At 61.7% G+C, this 20,005-nt stretch carries 20 protein-coding genes and 1 tRNA gene; 4 read left to right on the forward strand and 17 right to left on the reverse strand.

Annotation, left to right across the window (positions count from 1 at the left end; translation table 11 throughout):
- Nucleotides 1-28: 28 nt before the first annotated feature.
- From ACYQ8E_RS01420 to tnpA, 3 genes are all read right to left on the reverse strand, one after another.
- The gene (locus tag ACYQ8E_RS01420; protein WP_066725857.1) at nucleotides 29-2,518 is read right to left on the reverse strand and encodes a TonB-dependent receptor; all 2,490 of its coding nucleotides are present in this window, start codon (nucleotides 2,516-2,518) and stop codon (nucleotides 29-31) included.
- A gap of 167 nt (nucleotides 2,519-2,685) precedes the next feature.
- Entirely contained in the window at nucleotides 2,686-3,642 is a 957-nt protein-coding gene (locus ACYQ8E_RS01425; RefSeq protein ID WP_066723977.1) for an IS1595 family transposase, read from the reverse strand.
- Between the two features lie 97 nt (nucleotides 3,643-3,739).
- Nucleotides 3,740-4,174 (reverse strand): IS200/IS605 family transposase, encoded by a 435-nt coding sequence (gene tnpA, locus ACYQ8E_RS01430; RefSeq protein ID WP_066724805.1) that lies wholly within the window; start codon nucleotides 4,172-4,174, stop codon nucleotides 3,740-3,742.
- A gap of 430 nt (nucleotides 4,175-4,604) precedes the next feature.
- On the opposite strand from tnpA, the gene ACYQ8E_RS01435 reads away from it, so the two are divergent.
- A complete protein-coding gene (locus ACYQ8E_RS01435) occupies nucleotides 4,605-5,321 on the forward strand; it encodes an energy transducer TonB (RefSeq protein ID WP_197463740.1) in 717 nt (238 codons plus the stop codon).
- 19 nt (nucleotides 5,322-5,340) lie between these two features.
- Here the strand turns inward: ACYQ8E_RS01435 and ACYQ8E_RS01440 are convergent, their stop codons facing one another.
- Nucleotides 5,341-5,742 carry an NINE protein gene (locus ACYQ8E_RS01440; protein WP_066725851.1) on the reverse strand — a complete coding sequence of 134 codons (402 nt, stop codon included), beginning with the start codon at nucleotides 5,740-5,742 and terminating at the stop codon, nucleotides 5,341-5,343.
- A gap of 27 nt (nucleotides 5,743-5,769) precedes the next feature.
- Between ACYQ8E_RS01440 and ACYQ8E_RS01445 the strand changes: the two genes are divergently transcribed.
- On the forward strand, nucleotides 5,770-6,252 hold the full coding sequence (locus tag ACYQ8E_RS01445) for a dihydrofolate reductase (protein WP_066725848.1): 483 nt from the start codon (nucleotides 5,770-5,772) through the stop codon (nucleotides 6,250-6,252).
- A gap of 22 nt (nucleotides 6,253-6,274) precedes the next feature.
- On the opposite strand, the gene dnaB is transcribed toward ACYQ8E_RS01445, so the two are convergent.
- The 13 genes from dnaB to ispE all read right to left on the reverse strand — a co-directional run bounded on the left by dnaB (nucleotide 6,275) and on the right by ispE (nucleotide 17,650).
- On the reverse strand, nucleotides 6,275-7,642 hold the full coding sequence (gene dnaB / locus ACYQ8E_RS01450) for a replicative DNA helicase (RefSeq protein ID WP_066725845.1): 1,368 nt from the start codon (nucleotides 7,640-7,642) through the stop codon (nucleotides 6,275-6,277).
- Nucleotides 7,643-7,731: 89 nt separating this feature from the next.
- Nucleotides 7,732-8,178 carry a 50S ribosomal protein L9 gene (gene rplI / locus ACYQ8E_RS01455; protein WP_066725843.1) on the reverse strand — a complete coding sequence of 149 codons (447 nt, stop codon included), beginning with the start codon at nucleotides 8,176-8,178 and terminating at the stop codon, nucleotides 7,732-7,734.
- 21 nt (nucleotides 8,179-8,199) lie between these two features.
- Nucleotides 8,200-9,132, reverse strand: a complete 933-nt coding sequence (locus ACYQ8E_RS01460) for a YybS family protein (RefSeq protein WP_066725839.1) — start codon at nucleotides 9,130-9,132, stop codon at nucleotides 8,200-8,202.
- A gap of 23 nt (nucleotides 9,133-9,155) precedes the next feature.
- Nucleotides 9,156-9,428, reverse strand: a complete 273-nt coding sequence (rpsR, locus tag ACYQ8E_RS01465; protein ID WP_066725836.1) for a 30S ribosomal protein S18 — start codon at nucleotides 9,426-9,428, stop codon at nucleotides 9,156-9,158.
- A gap of 35 nt (nucleotides 9,429-9,463) precedes the next feature.
- The gene (gene rpsF, locus ACYQ8E_RS01470) at nucleotides 9,464-9,838 is read right to left on the reverse strand and encodes a 30S ribosomal protein S6 (RefSeq protein ID WP_066725833.1); all 375 of its coding nucleotides are present in this window, start codon (nucleotides 9,836-9,838) and stop codon (nucleotides 9,464-9,466) included.
- Nucleotides 9,839-9,926: 88 nt separating this feature from the next.
- Nucleotides 9,927-10,883 carry an IS1595 family transposase gene (locus ACYQ8E_RS01475; RefSeq protein WP_066723977.1) on the reverse strand — a complete coding sequence of 319 codons (957 nt, stop codon included), beginning with the start codon at nucleotides 10,881-10,883 and terminating at the stop codon, nucleotides 9,927-9,929.
- Nucleotides 10,884-11,034: 151 nt separating this feature from the next.
- On the reverse strand, nucleotides 11,035-12,129 hold the full coding sequence (ychF, locus tag ACYQ8E_RS01480) for a redox-regulated ATPase YchF (protein WP_066725830.1): 1,095 nt from the start codon (nucleotides 12,127-12,129) through the stop codon (nucleotides 11,035-11,037).
- A 126-nt stretch (nucleotides 12,130-12,255) separates the two neighbouring features.
- A complete protein-coding gene (locus ACYQ8E_RS01485; RefSeq protein ID WP_066725827.1) occupies nucleotides 12,256-14,298 on the reverse strand; it encodes a sodium-translocating pyrophosphatase in 2,043 nt (680 codons plus the stop codon).
- Nucleotides 14,299-14,336: 38 nt separating this feature from the next.
- Nucleotides 14,337-14,918, reverse strand: a complete 582-nt coding sequence (pth, locus tag ACYQ8E_RS01490) for an aminoacyl-tRNA hydrolase (protein WP_066725824.1) — start codon at nucleotides 14,916-14,918, stop codon at nucleotides 14,337-14,339.
- A gap of 10 nt (nucleotides 14,919-14,928) precedes the next feature.
- A complete protein-coding gene (locus tag ACYQ8E_RS01495; RefSeq protein ID WP_066725820.1) occupies nucleotides 14,929-15,537 on the reverse strand; it encodes a 50S ribosomal protein L25 in 609 nt (202 codons plus the stop codon).
- A gap of 78 nt (nucleotides 15,538-15,615) precedes the next feature.
- Complete coding sequence (locus tag ACYQ8E_RS01500; RefSeq protein WP_066725817.1) at nucleotides 15,616-16,557, reverse strand: ribose-phosphate pyrophosphokinase; 942 nt, start codon at nucleotides 16,555-16,557, stop codon at nucleotides 15,616-15,618.
- 143 nt (nucleotides 16,558-16,700) lie between these two features.
- A tRNA-Gln gene (locus ACYQ8E_RS01505) sits at nucleotides 16,701-16,775 on the reverse strand.
- A 14-nt stretch (nucleotides 16,776-16,789) separates the two neighbouring features.
- On the reverse strand, nucleotides 16,790-17,650 hold the full coding sequence (ispE, locus tag ACYQ8E_RS01510) for a 4-(cytidine 5'-diphospho)-2-C-methyl-D-erythritol kinase (RefSeq protein WP_066725813.1): 861 nt from the start codon (nucleotides 17,648-17,650) through the stop codon (nucleotides 16,790-16,792).
- 539 nt (nucleotides 17,651-18,189) lie between these two features.
- Between ispE and ACYQ8E_RS01515 the strand changes: the two genes are divergently transcribed.
- Nucleotides 18,190-18,702, forward strand: a complete 513-nt coding sequence (locus ACYQ8E_RS01515; protein ID WP_066725810.1) for a TRAP transporter small permease — start codon at nucleotides 18,190-18,192, stop codon at nucleotides 18,700-18,702.
- A 5-nt stretch (nucleotides 18,703-18,707) separates the two neighbouring features.
- A complete protein-coding gene (locus ACYQ8E_RS01520) occupies nucleotides 18,708-19,991 on the forward strand; it encodes a TRAP transporter large permease (protein ID WP_066725807.1) in 1,284 nt (427 codons plus the stop codon).
- Nucleotides 19,992-20,005 lie beyond the last annotated feature (14 nt).

Genomic DNA, 20,005 nt, shown 5'->3' on the forward strand with positions numbered 1-20,005 from the left:
AGGACCGGACCCCGGGTATTGGCCCAGCTCAGAAGGTGTATTCGACTCCGGCCCAGAACTGGCGGCCGAGTTCAAATTCGTCACTGGCATTGCCGAGATAGAAACGGCGATTGAAGACGTTGAGGATGTCGAGAGTCAATTTGAGCGCCTGCCCTTCCCAGGGGGAGCCCATCCAGGCCCACTGCCAGTCGAAGACTGTGGCGCTCGGCCGCTTTACCGCAGCGTAGCGGGGGTAATCGATGCCATCGACATTGATGACCTCGCCACTGGGGGCGAGGTCCCGGTAGCCGCTCCGGTAGCGGGTGACGTTGGTGAACTGGAACCCCTTGCCGAGGGCCACCGCATAGGTCAGGTTGAGCAGCCAGGAGCGGTTGTAGTTCTCGCGCGGCAGCTCATCGATATGCAGCAGGTCCCCTTCGTAGTAAACCAGGTCGCTGAAATCGGCGGCGACCAGGGTCTCGTCGTAATTCTCGTGGGTCGCCTTCGTCCGCTGCCAGGTCGCATTCAGATTCAGCTTCTGGCCGGTCCAGCGGCGCCCCCATTCAAGGCGGCCGCTCTCGTAGCGGCTGCGGCCATTGTTATTGAGGCGGGCATAGCGCTGGGCGCCCGGGTTGGCCGGGTCGAAAGGGTCGGTCTCGCGGGCGAACTCATCGTACCCATTGCGCCGCACATAGCGTAACTTGGCAACCCCACCACCGACGGCTTGATCGAGGCCGCCGACCACCTCGTCCTGGTAGGGGGTCTTGAGGGTGGAATAACTGGTCGCCTGGGCGGGGATCGTACTCGGCTTGAGCGTCCAGTCGCCGGGCGTGGTCCCGACCAGCACGCGGGTTTCGGTCACGGCCGCCGGGGTCACCTTACGCAGCTTGTAGGTCAGCAGGGTCTGGCCGTAATAGCGGTTCCAGCCACCGACCAGCACACTCTCGTTATGACCGAAGAGATCGAAGGCGATTCCGAACCGCGGCGCCAGGTCGGTGTTCTCCATGAAATCATCGTGGGAAAGCCGCAGCCCCGGGCGCAGATCGATCCGTTTGAAGTGCAGGCGGTCCTCCAGGTAGAGCGCCTGCTGACTGATGCGGGCGGTGCTGGTGCCGGCCACATAATAGTTGCGCCGGCTCAGCCATTGATCGCCATCGATACAGGCCGGGTCACCGGGGGTGCAGGTGACGGTGGCATCGACCTTGGGGGTCGCGTAGTTGTAGCTGGTCTCCTGCCGGGAGAACTTGGCGCTGGTCTGTGACAGCTCGAGGCCGGCATTGAGCTGCTGGCGCAGAGCCCCGACGCGGAAACTGCGCGAGAGCCAGTCCGCGCTGAACTCGACACTGCGCTGGGTTTTGCGAAGATCGCCAAATCCCCCTTCGCGGCTGGAAGAGATCCCGGCCAGGGTTCCCCAGTCGGTGATCGCCGTATTCGCCCAGTTGAAGAACTCGGGCGCGGCCTCCCGCGCGTTGACGCTGCGGCGCAGCGCCCCGTGCAGTTCGAGGCTGCCGTCCCCCTGCTTCAGCTCATAACCACCAGCCAGGGCCGAACCGCCACCGTAAATTTGAAAACCGCTGTTCCTGGTGTCCTTGATGAAAAAATTCCCCCGGTAGGGGTTGTGGATCAGGTCGAGGGTCAGCTTCGCCTGCGGAGCGGGCCGGTGCACCAGCTTCAGCAGATAGTTGTCGTTGCGCCGGCTCTGGTCCTCCTGGTGTCCCAGAAGCATCAGCGGGATCCGGGAGTAGAGGGTTTCCACGGCAAGAAGCAGCCCGGTCTCCGGGGCGAGGGGGATATCGATTTCGACCCCGACCTGATGCTTGCGAAAGTGAGGCTGCCGGGCCTCGCTGGTGGAATTCTCAAAAGCGTCCGCCTCCGAATCGGCAACGTGGAACTCGGTCCATTCATCGCGGGTCGTGCGGTAGGCAGTGGTCAGGCTGAAAACCGGTTTCGGATCGCGGATGGTGACATCGACCACCCCGCCGGCAAAGCCGCCAAAACGGGCCGGGATGTTGTTGTCGTAAACCGTCATGTCGCCGATCAGGCGCGAATTGAGAAAGATTTCCTGGGGATGGCCGGGGACATCATTCACCGCGCCGGGATTATCGGCGATCGGATCGAGCAGGCTGTTGTTGCCAAACCCGTCGATGCGGAAGTTGTTCTGATAGACCTTGCCACCGGAGATCGAGAGGAGAGCGGGGAGGATTTCGCCGGCCGTCTTGGAAGAGTTGGCCTGGTCGCTGGCCTGGACGCCGGGGAGGAGCGGCAACAGGTCGGTAATATTGCTGTCGCCGGCAGGTATTACGGTGATATCAACGGCCTTGATGGAGCTGCTGCCGCTGATCGCGTCCACCGGGGTCGCCACCACCTCCAGCAACGGCAGCACCGGCAAGTCTTCACCGACAGATGGCTCTGCCATTGGCAGCAGAGGATCGGCGGCCAAAACCTGAGTCGACGCTCCTCCCAACCACAGGGCCAGGCCGAGCATCGCCAGGGTAAAGGGAAAAAAGAGTCTGCCATTTGTGCTGCTGTTGCTTCGCATCTCACATCCTGGCTGGAATTATTTACTCCAAGAGCGGGGAATGGTGTAAAAAAACCCCGCCCAGAGGACGGGGCTTTAAAGGCGCCCCCAGAGGGGGCGTTGCCGGTGACCCCCAAAGAGGGTCACCGGAGCGTTGTTCCCACGTCCACAACAATTAGAATTCCTGATTAGGTCCAATTCTCAGCTCGGCGAAGCCAGGCCTCGGGCCGCTTGCCGATTGAGACACAGGCGAACAGCAGTCTTGGCAGCATGCTGCGCAGATCGAACCGCCGGTTGAACCGGTACTGAAACTCGGCCAGATAGCGATGCGCATATTTGTCGAAGTCAAACGCATGATACGTTCCGGCCATGGCCGTCTTAAGATTGCCCAGGATGGTGTTGATCCAGTGGAAGCAGCCCATGTCGGTACTTCTGCGTTGATCACCAACCACCTCTCGCTGATGGTAGCACCCAGTCTTGGTGACGGCGCGGAAGCAATTCAGGCCATCAGAAACGACCAGCGCCGTCGGTGCCAAGTGATTCTTGGCCCATTGATCAACGTCATGGCTGCTGAAGGTCGTCACCCGGCTAAAAACAGCTCGCAGCGGATGGCCCTCGTGACTGGTCTCCACTGCCGCAATGAAGGGAACTTTGTTCTCCGAACCGCGACCAACCTTACCGCCGGAGCGTTCCCCGCCCAAGTAGGCGTCGTCGATCTCGACCCGCTGGGCCAGAACCGTTGTCTCTTCGCGCTCGAACATCGCCTGCATGAGCTTGTGCTTGAGCCGCCAAGCCGCTTTGTAGCTCAAACCCAGCATTCGTCTCAACTCCAGCATCGACAGGCCGGACTTGCCTTGTGTCATGAAGTAGAGGGCCAGAAACCACTGGGTCAGCGGCAGATTGCTCCCATGGAAAATCGTTCCGGAGATCAGCGAGATCTGTTTGCGGCAGCGACAGCACTGGAAGATGTTCGACCGTCCTCGCCGAAACTGGACCGCGCGGCTTGCACCGCATGCTGGACAGACAAATCCTTGGGGCCAGCGCGAGTGCTCAAGGATCGCCTCGCATTGGGCCTCCGTACCATAGTCTTTGAGAAAATCAGCCAAGCTCAGCCCCGGTTGGAACTGGATACGATTGATGGCCATGGATGCTAACCTCCTTGTTATTCATGAGTTCCATGGCCAAACTCTATGCTCTCTGTGCGACAGAATGTGTCATAGCTGAGAATCAGACCTAATCAGGTTAGAATTTGAGTTGCTGTTGTTCCACTTTCTTCTCATGCTGCTCTTGATACCGCACGTAGCGCCTGATCATCTCGGCATCCAGGCCTACCGTGTCAACGCAGTAGCCGGGCGCCCAAAAATGATTGCCCCAGTAGCGTTTCTTCCGCAACTTGGGATGGTTCTTTAAAATACGTATCGCTGATCGGCCCTTCAGGCGCCCCATCAACTCCGAAATGGACACCTTGGGCGGCACCATGATGATCAGGTGAATATGGTCTTTCTGGACATTCAGCTCGACGACCTCGCAGTGACTCTGCTCGCTGAAGATCCGGATACACGCTCGAACTTCTTGCGCCAGTTCACCTTCCAATATCCGGAAGCGATACTTGGGCACCCAGACGATGTGATACTGGCAGTGCCAGATCGCATGTGTTAATTTTCGAAAACGGCTCATGGCTTTCCTTTCTGTTCAGGTCGTTGCGGGAACAACGCCTGAATATGGATTGCCATGAGCCCTTTTGGCAAAGCCAAAGGACTCTGACCCCGTCCAGAGGACGGGGGTTTCTACTTCACACTAAAAACATTTCACCGTAAACGGGCTGGATGCAACTCGTAAACCAACTGCCTTAAATCCCGAGAAAATCTGTAAAAGTTATTCTTCCAATTAAAAACTCTTGTATTTTAGTTAACATGCCCATGCACGACCGGCGTTACTGCCCGGCCGCTAAAGTCGGGACGACAGCCGCTGACGCAATTGGCAACTTTTCTTATCGCAAAAGTACCGGTCAAAGTGGGATAATCTCCCCATTTCACGGACCCGGTAGCCACGGCGCCGAAATCGGCCGGTTTGCAATCGGGGTTGAACAGACTTGGCGGGACATGGTTTGAACCTGCGGATACTGACAATCTGTATCGGGATATCCCTGGTCGCCCATGCGGCGCTGCTGACCCTCTCCTCCCCACCGCAGGACGCCGCGCCCAGACGTCCTGAAAGGGTCGAGGTTGGACTCATCTCCGCAGCGGCCAATAACCGCTTCAGTACCCCGCAGGCGGCGGAAGCAGGAGCGTCCCCAGCGCCAGCTCTCCCCCCCCAGCCCCCAAGACCTCACGCCCCTCCCCCGCAGAAACCGACCGTCCCGGTCCCGGTGCCGCCCGATTTCAAACCAGCGGTCGACTTGCCGCTGCCAAACCTCCCATCGCCCCCGCAACGGCCGCAGGCACCGACGCTGGATGGCGGGGAGGGAAAAGAGTACAAAACCGCGAGCAAGGCCGTACGCCCTGCCCCCATCCTGGAGCAGCGGCAGGGAACTAACAGCCCCAGCACCGCCACCGCACCGCAGGCCGCCAGCAACCCGCCACCGGCCTATCCGCGCCAGGCCCGGGAACAGGGCTGGGCCGGTTCGGTCTGGCTCCAGATCCGGATCGGCAGCAGCGGTGGAGTCGAAACAGTGCACCTTGAGCAGTCCTCGGGCTACCCGCTTCTCGACGAAGCCGCCATCGAAGCGGTGCGCAACTGGAAGTTCGAACCGGCGCGCCAGGCTGGACAGGCGATCGCGACGACGGTCCGGGTGCCGATCCGCTTCCGCCTCGATAACGACTGAGGGAGGGCACTTTTGGCGATCAGCGAAGACTGTTGCGTTCGGCGACCTGCTGGTTGAGGGTAAAGAAATCGTAGAGCCAGCCGATCCCGAAGAGGCCACAGGTCAGCAGATAGAGGAGCGCTGTCGGCCATTTCCCCAGATACATGCGGTGCACGCCGAAGAAGCCGAGGAAGGTGAGCAGCAACCAGGCGACACTGTAATCGATCACTCCCGGGACAAAGCGCAGATCGGCCTGGCGGTCCATGGCGGGGATCAGAAAGAGGTCGACCAGCCAGCCGATTCCGAGCAGACCGAGGGTAAAAAACCAGAGGGTGCCAGTGAACGGTTTGCCGTAATAGAAGCGATGGGCGCCGGTAAAGCCGAACAGCCAGAGGAGATAACCGATGGTCTTGCTGTGGGTGTCGCGGGGAAAAGAGCTCATTGGCCGGCTCCTGCGGACGGGGGGTGGATGAAGGACGACGGCGTTGAGAAGGTTCTCTGCGCGGCAATGACTCGCCGCCGGGTGATCGGCGACTGCGGTCGGCTGCCCTGGCATCTTCCCGAAGAGCTGGACCTCTTCCGCACCCTCACCTGGGGGCACAGCCTGATCATGGGCCGGAAAACCTTCGAAGCGATCGGCCGGCCGCTCCCCGGCCGCCGCAACGTCGTCCTCAGCCGCAGCCTGACGTCGACGCCGGGGGTCCTGGTCTGCCACCGCATGGAGGAAGCCGTGGCGCTTGCCGCAGAGGGAATGCGGCGCCTCTTTTTCATCGGCGGCGCCGACCTCTACCGCCAGGCCCTCTCCCGGGTCGATACCCTCCACATCTCCTGGGTCCGCGCCGACTATCCCGGCGATACCTATTTTCCCGACTTTGAGCGCGGCGTCTGGCAGGTGGTCCAGGTGACCGAGCATCGCCACTTTCGCCACGTCATCTACCGGCGCCGTCCCTGACCACGGCAGCTCACCCCGCGGATCAGAAGCCGTCGACGCGCCGGGTCTGGTTCTCGAAGCGGGTGAAGGCGCCGAGGAAGGTCAGATTGACGGTGCCGATCGGCCCGTTACGCTGCTTGCCGATGACGATCTCCGCATTCCGCTCATGCCCCTTGTCACAGGTCTTCTCCTTGCTCTTGCAGGCCTCGCAGTAGACCGCCTCGCGGTAGACGAACATGATGACGTCGGCGTCCTGTTCGATGGCGCCCGATTCACGCAGGTCGGCCATGATCGGGCGCTTGTCGGTACGGTTCTCGAGGGAGCGGTTGAGCTGGGAGAGGGCGATGACCGGAACGCTCAGCTCTTTGGCGAGGGCCTTGAGCGAGCGGGAGATTTCCGAAATCTCCTGCTGGCGGCTTTCCGCGTTGTGCCCGGTCATCAACTGCAGGTAGTCGACGACAATCATGCCGAGATTGCGCTCGGCCTTGAGCCGCCGCGCCTTGGCGCGCAGTTCGAGGACCGAGATCGCCGGGGTATCGTCGATATAGATCGGCGCCTCGGTCAGCAACCCGGCGCCGCTGGTCAGCTTGGGCCAGTCGGAATCCCCGAGATGCCCGGTGCGCAGGCGCGAGGCGTCGACCTTGGAGACCGAGCAGAGCAGACGCTGCACCAGCTGCTCCTTGCTCATCTCCAGCGAGAAGATGATCGTCGGCACCGGCTCGGCGGCATGGACCGCGGCATGCTCGATCATGTTCAGCGCAAAAGCGGTCTTCCCCATCGACGGCCGACCGGCGACAATAACGAGGTCTCCGGGCTGCAGACCGGCGGTCATGGTGTCGAGGTCGGTGAAGCCGGTCGGCACGCCGGTCACCGCCTCCTTGCGATCGTAGAGCTTCTCGATCGCCTTGAAAGTGTCCTTCATGATTTCGCGGGTGGAGAAGTAGGAGGGGCGGGTCTTCATCCCGGTGATCTCGAAGATCGACTTCTCCGCCCAGTCGAGGGTCTGTTCGACCTCGCCGCCATCGTAGCCGCGAGTGGCGATCTCGGTGGCGACATGGATCAGGTGGCGCCCGATCGCCTTCTCTTTGACCAGCCGACAGTAGTAGGCGATATTGGCGGCGGTCGGCACGTAATCGACCAGGGTGGCGAGGTAGGCGTTGCCGCCGATCTCATCGATCTCCCCCCGCTGCTGCAAAAGGGCGGTCAGGGTGACCAGGTCGGCCGGCTCACCCTTGTCACTGAGATCGATGATGGCGTTGAAAATTTTTCGGTGGGCTTCGCGGTAGAAGTCTTCAGGACGCAGGATCTCGAGGGCCTTGTTGAGGGCCTCGTTTTCCAGCAACACCCCGCCGAGGACCGACATCTCGGCTTCCAGGCTCTGTGGGGGGAGGCGATGGGCGCTCTCGGCCATGAACTGATCCTGGCAAACAGGTGAGCGACCGGGGCCTTGAGACCCCGGTCGCTGGGATAACGAAGATGGCGCGCTGCAGGGTGCCGGAACTACTCGGCGGCGACGACCGTGACCTTGATCTCGGCAACCACCCCGGCCGGGAGCTTGACCGGAACCTGGTAGCTGCCCAGGGCCTTGATCGGTTCATCGAGCTGGATCTTCTTGCGGTCGATCTCGATCCCGGCTTCAGCCAGTTTTGCCTCCAGTTCCATGCTGGTGACGGAACCGAAGAGCTTCCCTTCTTCACCGGCGCGGTGGGCCAGGACGCAGGAGACCTTCTCGATCCGCTGCTTGAGGACTTCCGATTCCTGGGTCACCTTCTCGAGTTTGCGGGCCATCTGCCGCTTCTGGTGCTCGAGTTCCTTGACGTTACGCAGGCTCGCCTCAACGGCGAGGCTGCGCGGCACCAGGTAGTTGCGGGCAAAACCCGGCTTCACCTTGACCATGTCCCCGATCTTGCCGAGGCCGTCTACATTTTCTGTCAGAATTACTTTCATCGATCTCCTCCGAAAAAAGCGCTAGGTCTTTTTAATTCGCGGTTTTCTGAAATCTGCCCACAGGTCGAATACGCCGATGCCGGTAACGATCAACGGCAGCGGATTGAGGACCGTAACCAGCAGGTAGCCAATCCCCCGAAAGAGGGGTGAAATCCCCTTGCGGACGAAAAAATAACTGACGACGGCCAGGCCCTGCAAGAAATAGACGGGCAACAGGACCGTCAGCAGGTTGAGAGCCACATCCTGGGGAATTCCCCTGGCAAAGGCGACCCCGAAGCCACCGGCAATCAGGGGCCAGATAAGCAGCTCGCTGGCGCGCCATTGACCGAACAGGGGCTCTGGGACCAGGTAGTTCCCCCGGGACAAGGCGGCGAGCAGGAACAGGGTCAGCATCTGTACCAGGCCGCTGACAACAGCGGCCAGAGCCGGGTAGGCGCGGAGCATGAAGGCCCCGGTTCCCTCGGCAAGCTTACGGAATTCGCCGAGTTGGTCCGCCGGCAGGTCGGCGCCCTGGTAAATGGCCAGCGCCTTGTCGAGTTCGGAACTGACGTACCCCTCAACCAGCCCGTGCAGGGTCGTCCCACTCCAGGCCGCATAACCGGCCAGGGCCAGGGCGCTGGCGGCGACCGTCACCAGCACGGTCAGGGCCACCGCCCGGTCCCAGCCGATTCCGCGCCGCAACAGGGTGGGCAACAGCAGCGAACCGATTCCAAACTGCAGCAGGTAACTGCCAAGCGTCGTCGGATCGCCTCCCCACCAGAGCCCGAGTCCGACCAGGACGACGGCAACACAACCGGCGGCAGGGCCGCAGCGCATCACCAGGTAGGCGACCGGCAGGGAGAGGAGCAGGTTGAGAAAGAGGCCTGCAGGTCCTGCGGTACCGGCAGCAATCATCAGCAGCAAGGTGACAATCGCGGCTGCGACCAGGTATAGCAGGCGTTGACCGGGGTTCATGACTTCGCCGTTAACAAATCCGGCTAGTCGATGGAATGACCGGCGGTGAAAGGAAGCAGGGCAATGTTGCGGGCCCGCTTGATCGCCTCGGTCACCTTGCGCTGATGCTCGGCGCAGTTGCCGGAGATCCGCCGCGGCACGATCTTGCCCCGTTCGGAAACAAAATAGCGCAGGGTACGGGTTTCCTTGTAATCGATCTTGAGCGTCTTGTCACCACAGAAGCGGCAGCCCTTGCGGCGGGAGAAACGCCGCCGCGGGGCAGCGCCGGAACGGGCGGGACGAGTCGGTGCAGCCATATGTCAATCCTCCGTAAACTGGTTGTCGGTCAGGGTTACTCAGCGGCCTCGTCAGACGTCGCATCGGCGTCTTCAGCAGCCGGTGCCGGCGCTTCGGCCACCGGAGCGGCTTCGATCTGCAGACCGTTCTCCAGGTAGACGGTCTGGAACTTGATGATCGCATCATCAATACGCATGCGGCGCTCGAGCTCGGCGACCACCTTGGGACCGGCTTCGTAGGCGACCAGGACGTAGCTGCCGCGGGTCTGCTTTTTCACCGGATAGGCGAGCTTGCGGGTCCCCCACTCATCGGCCTTGAGAATCTCGGCCCCCTGATCGGTGAGAATCCCCTTGAACTTGTCGACGGCAGCGGTGTAGGCCTCGCCGGCGACGTCCGGGTGGACAATGAAAATCGTTTCGTAGGTACGCATCAATAAACCTCCTCACGGGTTGTGAGCCCCGGCACCGGCCGGAGCAAGGAGAGCGGGCGGAGAATCGCCCGGTCAAAAGGGAACCTGATTAGGTCCAATTCTCAGCTCGGCGAAGCCAGGCCTCGGGCCGCTTGCCGATTGAGACACAGGCGAACAGCAGTCTTGGCAGCATGCTGCGCAGATCGAACCGCCGGTTGAACCGGTACTGAAACTCGGCCAGATAGCGATGCGCATATTTGTCGAAGTCAAACGCATGATACGTTCCGGCCATGGCCGTCTTAAGATTGCCCAGGATGGTGTTGATCCAGTGGAAGCAGCCCATGTCGGTACTTCTGCGTTGATCACCAACCACCTCTCGCTGATGGTAGCACCCAGTCTTGGTGACGGCGCGGAAGCAATTCAGGCCATCAGAAACGACCAGCGCCGTCGGTGCCAAGTGATTCTTGGCCCATTGATCAACGTCATGGCTGCTGAAGGTCGTCACCCGGCTAAAAACAGCTCGCAGCGGATGGCCCTCGTGACTGGTCTCCACTGCCGCAATGAAGGGAACTTTGTTCTCCGAACCGCGACCAACCTTACCGCCGGAGCGTTCCCCGCCCAAGTAGGCGTCGTCGATCTCGACCCGCTGGGCCAGAACCGTTGTCTCTTCGCGCTCGAACATCGCCTGCATGAGCTTGTGCTTGAGCCGCCAAGCCGCTTTGTAGCTCAAACCCAGCATTCGTCTCAACTCCAGCATCGACAGGCCGGACTTGCCTTGTGTCATGAAGTAGAGGGCCAGAAACCACTGGGTCAGCGGCAGATTGCTCCCATGGAAAATCGTTCCGGAGATCAGCGAGATCTGTTTGCGGCAGCGACAGCACTGGAAGATGTTCGACCGTCCTCGCCGAAACTGGACCGCGCGGCTTGCACCGCATGCTGGACAGACAAATCCTTGGGGCCAGCGCGAGTGCTCAAGGATCGCCTCGCATTGGGCCTCCGTACCATAGTCTTTGAGAAAATCAGCCAAGCTCAGCCCCGGTTGGAACTGGATACGATTGATGGCCATGGATGCTAACCTCCTTGTTATTCATGAGTTCCATGGCCAAACTCTATGCTCCCTGTGCGACAGAATGTGTCATAGCTGAGAATCAGACCTAATCAGGAAAGGGAATGCTGTTGTTACCACACTTTTTTCATTTATTCAATGACTTTCCTTCTCACACGTTGAAGCGAAAGTGCATGACGTCGCCATCCTTGACCACGTAATCCTTCCCCTCCAGCCGCATCAAGCCCTTCTCCTTGGCGCCCGCCTCCCCGCCGGCGCGGAGAAAATCGTCATAGGCGATGACTTCGGCACGGATAAAGCCTTTTTCGAAATCGGTATGAATCACGCCTGCCGCCTGCGGCGCCCGGGCGCCATCGGGGATGGTCCAGGCGCGGACCTCCTTGACCCCGGCGGTGAAATAGGTAATCAGGCCGAGGAGCTTGTAGCCGGCATGGATCATCCGGTCGAGCCCCGGTTCGGCGACCCCGAGTTCGTGAAGGAATTCCGCCTTCTCCTCTTCCGGAAGTTCGGCGATCTCGGCCTCGATCTTGCCGCAGATCACCACCAGCTCGGCCCCTTCCCGGGCGGCATGCTCACGCAACCGCGCCACGTAAGGGTGGTCGCCGGCGAGGTCGTCCTCGGCGACGTTGGCGACATAGAGAACCGGGCGGGCCGTGATCAGCTGCAGATCGCGCAGCACCAGGCGCTCATCGCTGTCGAGAGGGGTGGTCCGGGCCGGCCGGCCGGCATTGAGGACTTCCCGCACCTTGACCAGCACCGCCAGCTCGGCCTGCAGCTTCTTGTCTCCGCTCTTGGCCTGCTTTTCGGTGCGGGCGATCCGTTTTTCGACGGTCTCCAGGTCGGAGAGGTTGAGCTCGGTCTGGATCACCTCGGCATCCCGCAACGGGTCGACGCTGCCATCGACGTGGACGACGTTCTCGTCGTCAAAACAGCGCACGATATGGGCAATCGCCTCGACCTGGCGGATATGGCCGAGGAACTGGTTGCCGAGCCCCTCCCCCTTGCTGGCTCCCTTGACCAGGCCGGCAATGTCGACAAACTCCATGCTCGTCGGCAGAATCCGCTGCGGCTTGACGATCTTCGCCAGCGCATCGAGGCGCCGGTCGGGCACCGCCACGACGCCGACGTTCGGCTCGATGGTGCAAAAGGGGTAATTGGCCGATTCCGCACCGGCGCTGGTGATGGCGTTGAAGATGGTCGACTTGCCGACGTTGGGCAGGCCGACGATACCGCATTTGAATCCCATGGGAAGACCGTGATCCGTCTGGAGTGAGGGGGAACCCGCCCCCCTGTGCCGAGTGGGCTGGAGGCCAGAACATCGATAGCCGGGGCAAGCCCCGGCTATCGATGTCACAGCATTAGCTGCTGCCGATCAGACCAGCAGCGGCGCGATAACCAGGGAGACGACGCTCATCAGCTTGATGAGGATGTTCATCGCCGGGCCCGAAGTGTCCTTGAAGGGGTCGCCGACGGTATCTCCGACCACGGCCGCCTTGTGGGCCTCGCCCCCCTTCTTCTCGCCGGCCAGTTCGCCCTTCTCGATATATTTCTTGGCGTTGTCCCAGGCGCCGCCACCGTTGGACATCATCAGCGCCAGCAGCACGCCGGCCAGGGTCGCACCGGCGAGCATGCCGCCGAGGGCTTCTTTCTGCAGCAGGAAGCCGACCAGCACCGGCGCGATGACCGCGACCATGCCAGGCAGGACCATTTCGCGCAGCGCGGCGCGGGCCGAAATGTCGACACATTTTTCCGGCTCCGGCTTGACCCCTTCCTTCCCTTCGAGCAGGCCCGGGATTTCCCGGAACTGGCGACGGATTTCATCGACCATCTTGCCGGCGGCACGACCGACGCTGGTCATGGTCAAAGCGCCGATGAAGAACGGCAGGGCGCCGCCGATGAAGAGGCCGATGACGACGCGGGGGTTGATGAGGTTGATGGTCTCCAGCTTGACCGCCGTTGCATAGGCCGAAAAGAGCGCCAGGGCGGTGAGGGCGGCGGAACCGATGGCGAAACCCTTGCCGACAGCGGCGGTGGTGTTGCCGATGGCGTCGAGGCCGTCGGTGATCTTGCGGACTTCCGGTCCGAGACCGGCCATCTCCGAGATCCCGCCGGCGTTGTCGGCGATCGGCCCGTAGGCATCGACGGTCATGGTGACGCCAACGGTGGCGAGCATGCCGACCGCAGCGATACCGATGCCGTAGAGACCGGCGAAGTGGTTGGCGACGAAGATACCGACGCAGATAATCAGGATCGGACCGGCGGTGCTTTCAAGACCGACCGCGAGACCGTGGATGATGTTGGTCGCCGGCCCGGTCTTGCTCGCCTCGGCAATGCGGGAGACCGGGGCGGCGGCGGTGTAATACTCGGTCACCAGGCCAATGGCGATGCCGGCCAGGGTACCGGCGAGGACCGCCCAGAAGACCCCGTTGCTGATGTGCATGGCGCGGGTGATGAAGAAGGTCGCGACCAGGAAGAGGCCGGCGGCAACGAAGGTGGTGTAGCGCAGGGCGGCCGCCGGATCGATCCCCTTGAGAAACTTCATCGAACCGACGCCGATCAGGGAGAAGATCAGACCGGCCATGGCCAGCACCAGCGGCAGCAGCATGGCGTTGGCCTGGGTCAGCTTGAACAGGTCGGAGCCGACCTCGACCGGAGCTCCGGCGAGGGTGCTCATCAGGCCGGCGCCGGCGGTAGCGCCGATGGCGATAGTGGCGATGATCGAACCGACGTAGGACTCGAAGATATCGGCGCCCATGCCGGCGGTGTCGCCGACGCAGTCACCGACGTTGTCGGCGATGACGCCGGGGTTGCGGGGATCGTCCTCGGGGATTCCGGCCTCGACCTTGCCGACGAGGTCGGCGCCGACGTCCGCGGCCTTGGTATAGATGCCGCCACCGACGCGGGCGAAGAGGGCGATGGAGGAGGCGCCCATGGCGAAGCCGTTGATGTACTGGGCAGTGGCCGGATCACCACCGAAAACGATATAGGCGATACCGACGCCGATCAGGCCCATGGAGGCGACCGCCAGGCCCATGACCGCGCCGCCGTTGAAAGCAACCATCAGGGCCGAACCCTGGCCGGAGGTCCGCGCCGCCTCGGCGGTGCGGACATTGGCGCGGGTCGCGGCCTTCATGCCGATGAAACCGCAGAGCATCGAGCAGAGCGCGCCGCCGACGAAGGCGATCGCGGTCTGGAAGCCCATCGCCAGCAGGATGAGGAAGAAGACCAGGACGATGAACCCGGCCAGCACGGTGTACTCGCGGCGTAAAAACGCCATGGCACCGGCATGAATCGCCTCGGAAATTTCCTTCATCTTGTCGTTGCCGATCGGCTGGGCCTTGATCACCGTGTAGATCACCAGCGCGATGGCAAAGCCGATCACCCCCAGGATTGGTGCAAACATCTGCAGTTCCATGGTCAGTTCCTTCCCTCTCTGTTCCGTCTCGGTTTGAATTAGTCCGGGCTGGCAAAAGCCCGGTTATTGAATTCGTTCATGGCCGCCGCCGCTCCGCGGACCAGCAGCGTTTCCAGAGCTGCGACTCCCGCCGCCAGCACCTGGTCGAGCTCACCCCGCTCCCGGGCGGAAAAGGGGTTGAGTACGTAGCCGGCGACATCCCCGCCCTGCGGCGGCCGGCCGACGCCGATGCGCAGGCGCAAAAACTCGCCACTGCCAAGATTGCCGCAGATCGAGCGCAGCCCGTTGTGACCGCCATGCCCGCCACCGGCCTTGATACGCAAGGCGCCAAAGGGGAGATCGATCTCGTCGTGGACCACAATCAAATCCCCCGGTTCGACGCCGAGGGATTTGCATGCCGAGCCGACGCTGGCACCGCTGAGATTCATGAAGGTCAGGGGGAGCAGCAGGGTCGCTTCAATCCCGGCGATCCGGCCGGTGCCATACACTCCCTGGTGCCCCTTCTTTTTCAGGGCCAAGCCGTGGGCGGCAGCGAGCCGCTGGACGACCATGAAACCGACATTGTGACGCGTCGCCGCGTAGCGTTCCCCAGGATTACCGAGGCCGGCGACCAGCATCATCGGTGACGACTCACTCCGCCGCGACTTCCTCGGCACCCTCCGTCACTTCTTCGGCCTCTTCCTTGTGACCAGTGACGGTGATTACCGTGAAGTTGACTTCGTGGGGGATTTCGACCCCCGCCGGCACCACCAGGTCGGCGACATGCAGCACGTCGCCGATGGCGAGATGGGCCACATCGACATCGATGGAAGCCGGAATCGCGGTCGGCAGACAGACCACCTCGAGCTCATGCCGGATCACCTGCAGGTTGCCACCGGCTTTTTCCCCGGCGGATTTGCCGATCGGGTGGACCGGTACCATGACGTGAACCTTCTTGGTCAGGTCGATGACCTGGAAGTCGGCATGCTGCGCTTCGCGGCGAATGGCGCTGACCTGGAGATCCTTGAGGATCACCACGCGGCCATTGAAGGGGCCCTCCCCGGACAGGGTGATCAGCGTGTTCCAGCCTGCCTCGGTGGCAATCGCCTGCTTCAGGGCTTTCGGTTCGACGTTGACGGCGCAGGGCTCCAGCCCCTTGCCATAAACAACGGCCGGGACCAGCCCCTGGCGGCGGGCAGCGCGCGCCCCGCCCTTGCCGAGATCGGCGCGCAGGGTGACGTTGAGATTCGATTGGGCCATAGCTATCCTCCATTCAACTTGCGACCGGCGTTCCGGTCGGCGATCGGTGTTTGAAAATCCAGGTGACCTTATCGGTCGCTAAACAAAGAGCGAGCTGACCGACTCGTCGCTATTGATGCGCTTGATCGCCTCGGCCAGCAGGCCGGCAACCGACAAAGAGCGCAGCTTGGGGCAGATCGCGATCTTCTCCGTGGTCGGGATGGTGTTGGTGATCACCACCTCCCGCAGACAGCTCTCGTTGATCCGCTCCAGCGCCGGCCCCGACAGGACCGCGTGGGTTGCACAGGCGAAAACCTCCTTCGCCCCCTTCTCCTTGAGGGCCTTGGCCGCCTGGCAGAGGGTTCCGGCCGTGTCGATCATATCATCGACGATCAGGCAGACCTCCCCTTCGACATCCCCGATGATATGCATGACCTCGGAAACGTTGGGCCCGCTGCGTCGTTTGTCGATGATCGCCAGACCGGCGTCGAGGCGCTTGGCAAAAGCCCGCGCCCGTTCGGTACCGCCGGCATCGGGGGAGACAACAACCAGGCGGCTGCTGTTGTTCTCCTTGATGTCGGCAAGCATGACCGGAGCGGCATAGAGGTGATCGACCGGGATATTGAAAAAGCCCTGGATCTGGCCGGCGTGGAGATCCATGGTCAGCACACGGTCAGTGCCGGCCGTAGCGATCAGGTCGGCGACCAGTTTACTGGTAATCGGAGTTCGTGGCGCCACCTTGCGGTCCTGGCGCGCATAACCGAAATAAGGCATGACTGCAGTGATGCGCGCCGCCGAGGCACGCTTCAGCGCGTCCACCATGACCAGCAGCTCCATCAGGTTGTTGTTGGAGGGCTCGCAGGTCGACTGGATCACATAGACGTCACGGCCGCGAACGTTTTCGCCGATCTCGACCATGATTTCGCCATCGGAAAAGTTGCGCACCTTGGCCTTGGCCAGGGGCACCCCCAGACAGGCGCAAATCTCGCTGGCCAGCGGGACGTTCGAATTACCCGAAAAAATCCTGATCTTTTCCACCACGTCTCCTGGTCTGTTTCACACGAAAAACCAGTAGGCCATGGAACACCCATGACCTAACCGGAAGGGGGGCGGTTCTGGAGTTTGCTGAATCTTAATTGCAGACGGCCGGAAGTCAGCGTTACGAAGAGGCCGCCCGGCGTGAATGGCTGGGGCGCCAGGATTCGAACCTGGGAATGCCGGAATCAAAATCCGGTGCCTTACCGCTTGGCGACGCCCCAAATAAACCTGCCTGCTAAACTTGCGCCGGCCCGTCCGCCAACGGCTCCACCAGGAAGACCCGCCACCCCGGTGTCGCCTGCAGAATTTCCTTGGCCCGTCGGGCCGCAGTCGGGTCGGTAAAAAGGCCGAACAGGGTCGGGCCGCTACCGCTCATCAGGGCGCCATCGGCACCGAGCCCGACCAGCTGCGCCTTGATGGTGGCCAGCTCCGGATAGCGCCCAACGGTGACCTGCTCCAGATCGTTGTGCAGCAGACGCACCAGTTCTGCCGGCGTCTTGGGAAACTTGCGCAGTTTAGCCACATCGCCAGGACGTGTCAACCCCAAATTTCCGTAGACCCAGGCCGTAGAAACCGCGATTCTGGGGTTGACCAGCAGGTAGGAAACCGGCGGCAACCCCGGGGTCGGCTCCAGGAGGTCGCCGACCCCCTCGGCCCAGGCCTGGCGTTCCAGTACAAAGAACGGCACGTCCGCACCGAGCTGACGCCCCAACACCCGTAGCGCTTCGTTCGAAACGCCAAGACCGAGCATCCGGTTAAGCCCGAGCAGCACGGCGGCCGCGTCGGAAGAACCGCCGCCAAGTCCCGCAGCGACCGGGATCTGCTTGTCGATGGCAATCGTCACTCGCCCCTTTAATCCGACATGGCTGAGCAAGAGCCGCGCGGCACGGGCGGCAAGGTTCTCCTCCCCCGCAGCCAGGGGAACCCCGACGCAGTCGACGGCGAGATCCGGGGCGGGAGCGACCGCGATCTCCACGCGGTCGAAGAGGGTGATGCGCTGCATCAGCATCAACAGGTCGTGGTAGCCGTCCGCACGCTTGCCGAGAACATGGAGACAGAGGTTGACTTTGGCCGGAGCCAGAAAGGTTTGCCGCATTGAATTCTCCTGAAGTGCACAACCGCCACCAGCGGTCATCTTCAAAAACCCCATCCAGATTGTCAAGCAGTTAACACATCTCCAGGAATGAACTACCCCGCAGCAAGCTACGGGGTATCAACAGCCTACACCCTTAGTAAAAATCGCCCAGCAAGCTGCGGGGAATTGAACCCAACTTTTGATTAAAAGGGGGCAACGGCGAGACAAGGCGGCCGCTGGCCAATTTTGGCCAGATTGGGCCGATTTCCACCCTTCCTCATCCCGGAGACCACCCCGGGTCGCAACCGGAACAGACCGACATCGTTTACTTTTTCAATGCACCCCCAGAGGATGAAAAGGTTTTTTACCCCTGGCATCCTCTTTGCGTATAGCACCCCCCGCCAGGCACTTTAGAATGGCGTTCCATTTTGCGCGGAATACAGCAGCGTCCGATCCGGCCCTGATGCCAAAGGCCTGAAAAAAGGAAACTAACCCACGAAAGTCGGCAGAACATCATATCGAGTCCGGCGCCCCCCTAATTCTAGAATGGGAAGCAAATCATGTTTGAAAAACTTGACCGCTACCTGGAGATCTTCAGCACACTGGTGATGACCGTCACCATGTCGGCGGCCACCCTGGTGGCATTCGTCAACGTGGTGCTGCGTTACTGCTTCAACATGTCCCTGACCTGGGCCGGAGAGGCGACCTCCTACCTCTTTATCTGGTCGGCCCTGTTCGGCGCCGCCTACGGCTTCAAGATCGGCATGCATCTCGGCGTCACCATCCTGATCCAGGCCTTGCCGCCACGCGTGGCCAAGTGGGTCCTCTCCTGCAGCCTGACCATCGTCCTCGGCTACCTGATCTGCCTGATCTTCTGGGGCTACGACTTCGTTGTCTTCAACCACATGATGGGAATGACCTCGGTCGACCTCGAGATCTCCTACTGGATTATCTACATCTGCGTACCGATTGCGATGTCGATCGCCTCCTACCAGGTCCTGCTCAAGCTGATCAAGACCCTGCGGGTCCCGGGCGATCAATTCAGCTATGACATGGTCATGAAGGAGCATTAACCGCTATGGCAACCTTACTTCTCTTTGTCCTCCTCTTCAGCCTGCTCCTGATCGGCGTACCGATCGCGGTCGCCCTCGGCCTGTCCACGACGGCGGTGATTCTCCTCTTCACTGACCAGCCGACGCTGGTCATCGCCCAGCAGATGTTTACCTCGCTCGACAAATTCGCGCTGATGGCGATCCCGCTCTTCGTTCTCGCCGGCAACTTCCTCTCCCAGGGCGGGGCGGCGAAGCGCATCATCCGCTTTGCCCGCTCCCTGGTCGGGCATCTCCCCGGCGGCCTGCCGATGTCGGCGATCTTTGCCTGCATCATCTTTGCGGCAGTCAGCGGCTCCTCGCCGGCCACCGTGGCGGCGATCGGTTCGATCATGATGGGCGCCATCAAGGACGACGGTTACGGCAGCGCCTTTTCCGTCGGCTCCATCGTCTGCTCCGGCTCGCTCGGCATCCTCATTCCACCGTCCATCGTCCTGATCGTCTACGGTGTCACCGTCGACCAGTCGATCGGCCGCCTCTTCATGGCCGGAGTGGTCCCCGGCATTTTTCTCGGCGGCGGCCTGATGCTGGTCACCTACCTTGCGGCGCGGCGCGCCGGCTTCAAGAAGACCGAACGCGCCTCCGGCAAGGAGATCTGGGTCTCCTTCAAGGACGCCTCCTGGGGCCTCGCGGTGGTGGTCATCATCATCGGCGGCATCTACGGCGGGCTCTTCACCCCGACCGAGGCGGCCGCGGTCTCGGCCGTCTACGGTTTCTTCGTCGTCAAGTTCATCTACCGGGATCTCTCCTGGAAGCAGATTCCCGAGGTGATCAAGGCTTCCGCCTCGACGGCGGCGATGATCATGTTCATCATCGCCAACGCCATGGTCTTTGCCTACCTGCTCACCATCCAGCAGATCCCCCAGGAGCTGGCGGCCTGGATCATCGGCATGAACCTGAGCAAATACATGTTCCTGGTCTTCGTCAACCTGCTGCTCCTGCTCGCCGGCAACTTCATGGAGCCGTCGAGCCTGATCATGATCATCGCCCCGCTCATCTTCCCGGTGGCGATGCAGCTCGGCATCGACCCGATCCATCTCGGTGTCATCGTTACCGTCAACATGGAGATCGGCATGCTCACGCCGCCGGTCGGGCTCAACCTCTTTGTTGCCAGCGGCATTTCGGGCCTGAGTCTGGGCGAAGTGGTCAAGGCTTCGCTCCCCTGGTTCTTCGTGTTGCTGGTCGGCCTGCTGATATTGACCTATATCCCGGCCATCTCCCTCTGGCTGCCGAACCTGATGTACGGCGGCTGATCGCGAAGTTATTC

The sequence above is a fragment of the Desulfuromonas carbonis genome, from assembly GCF_054658035.1.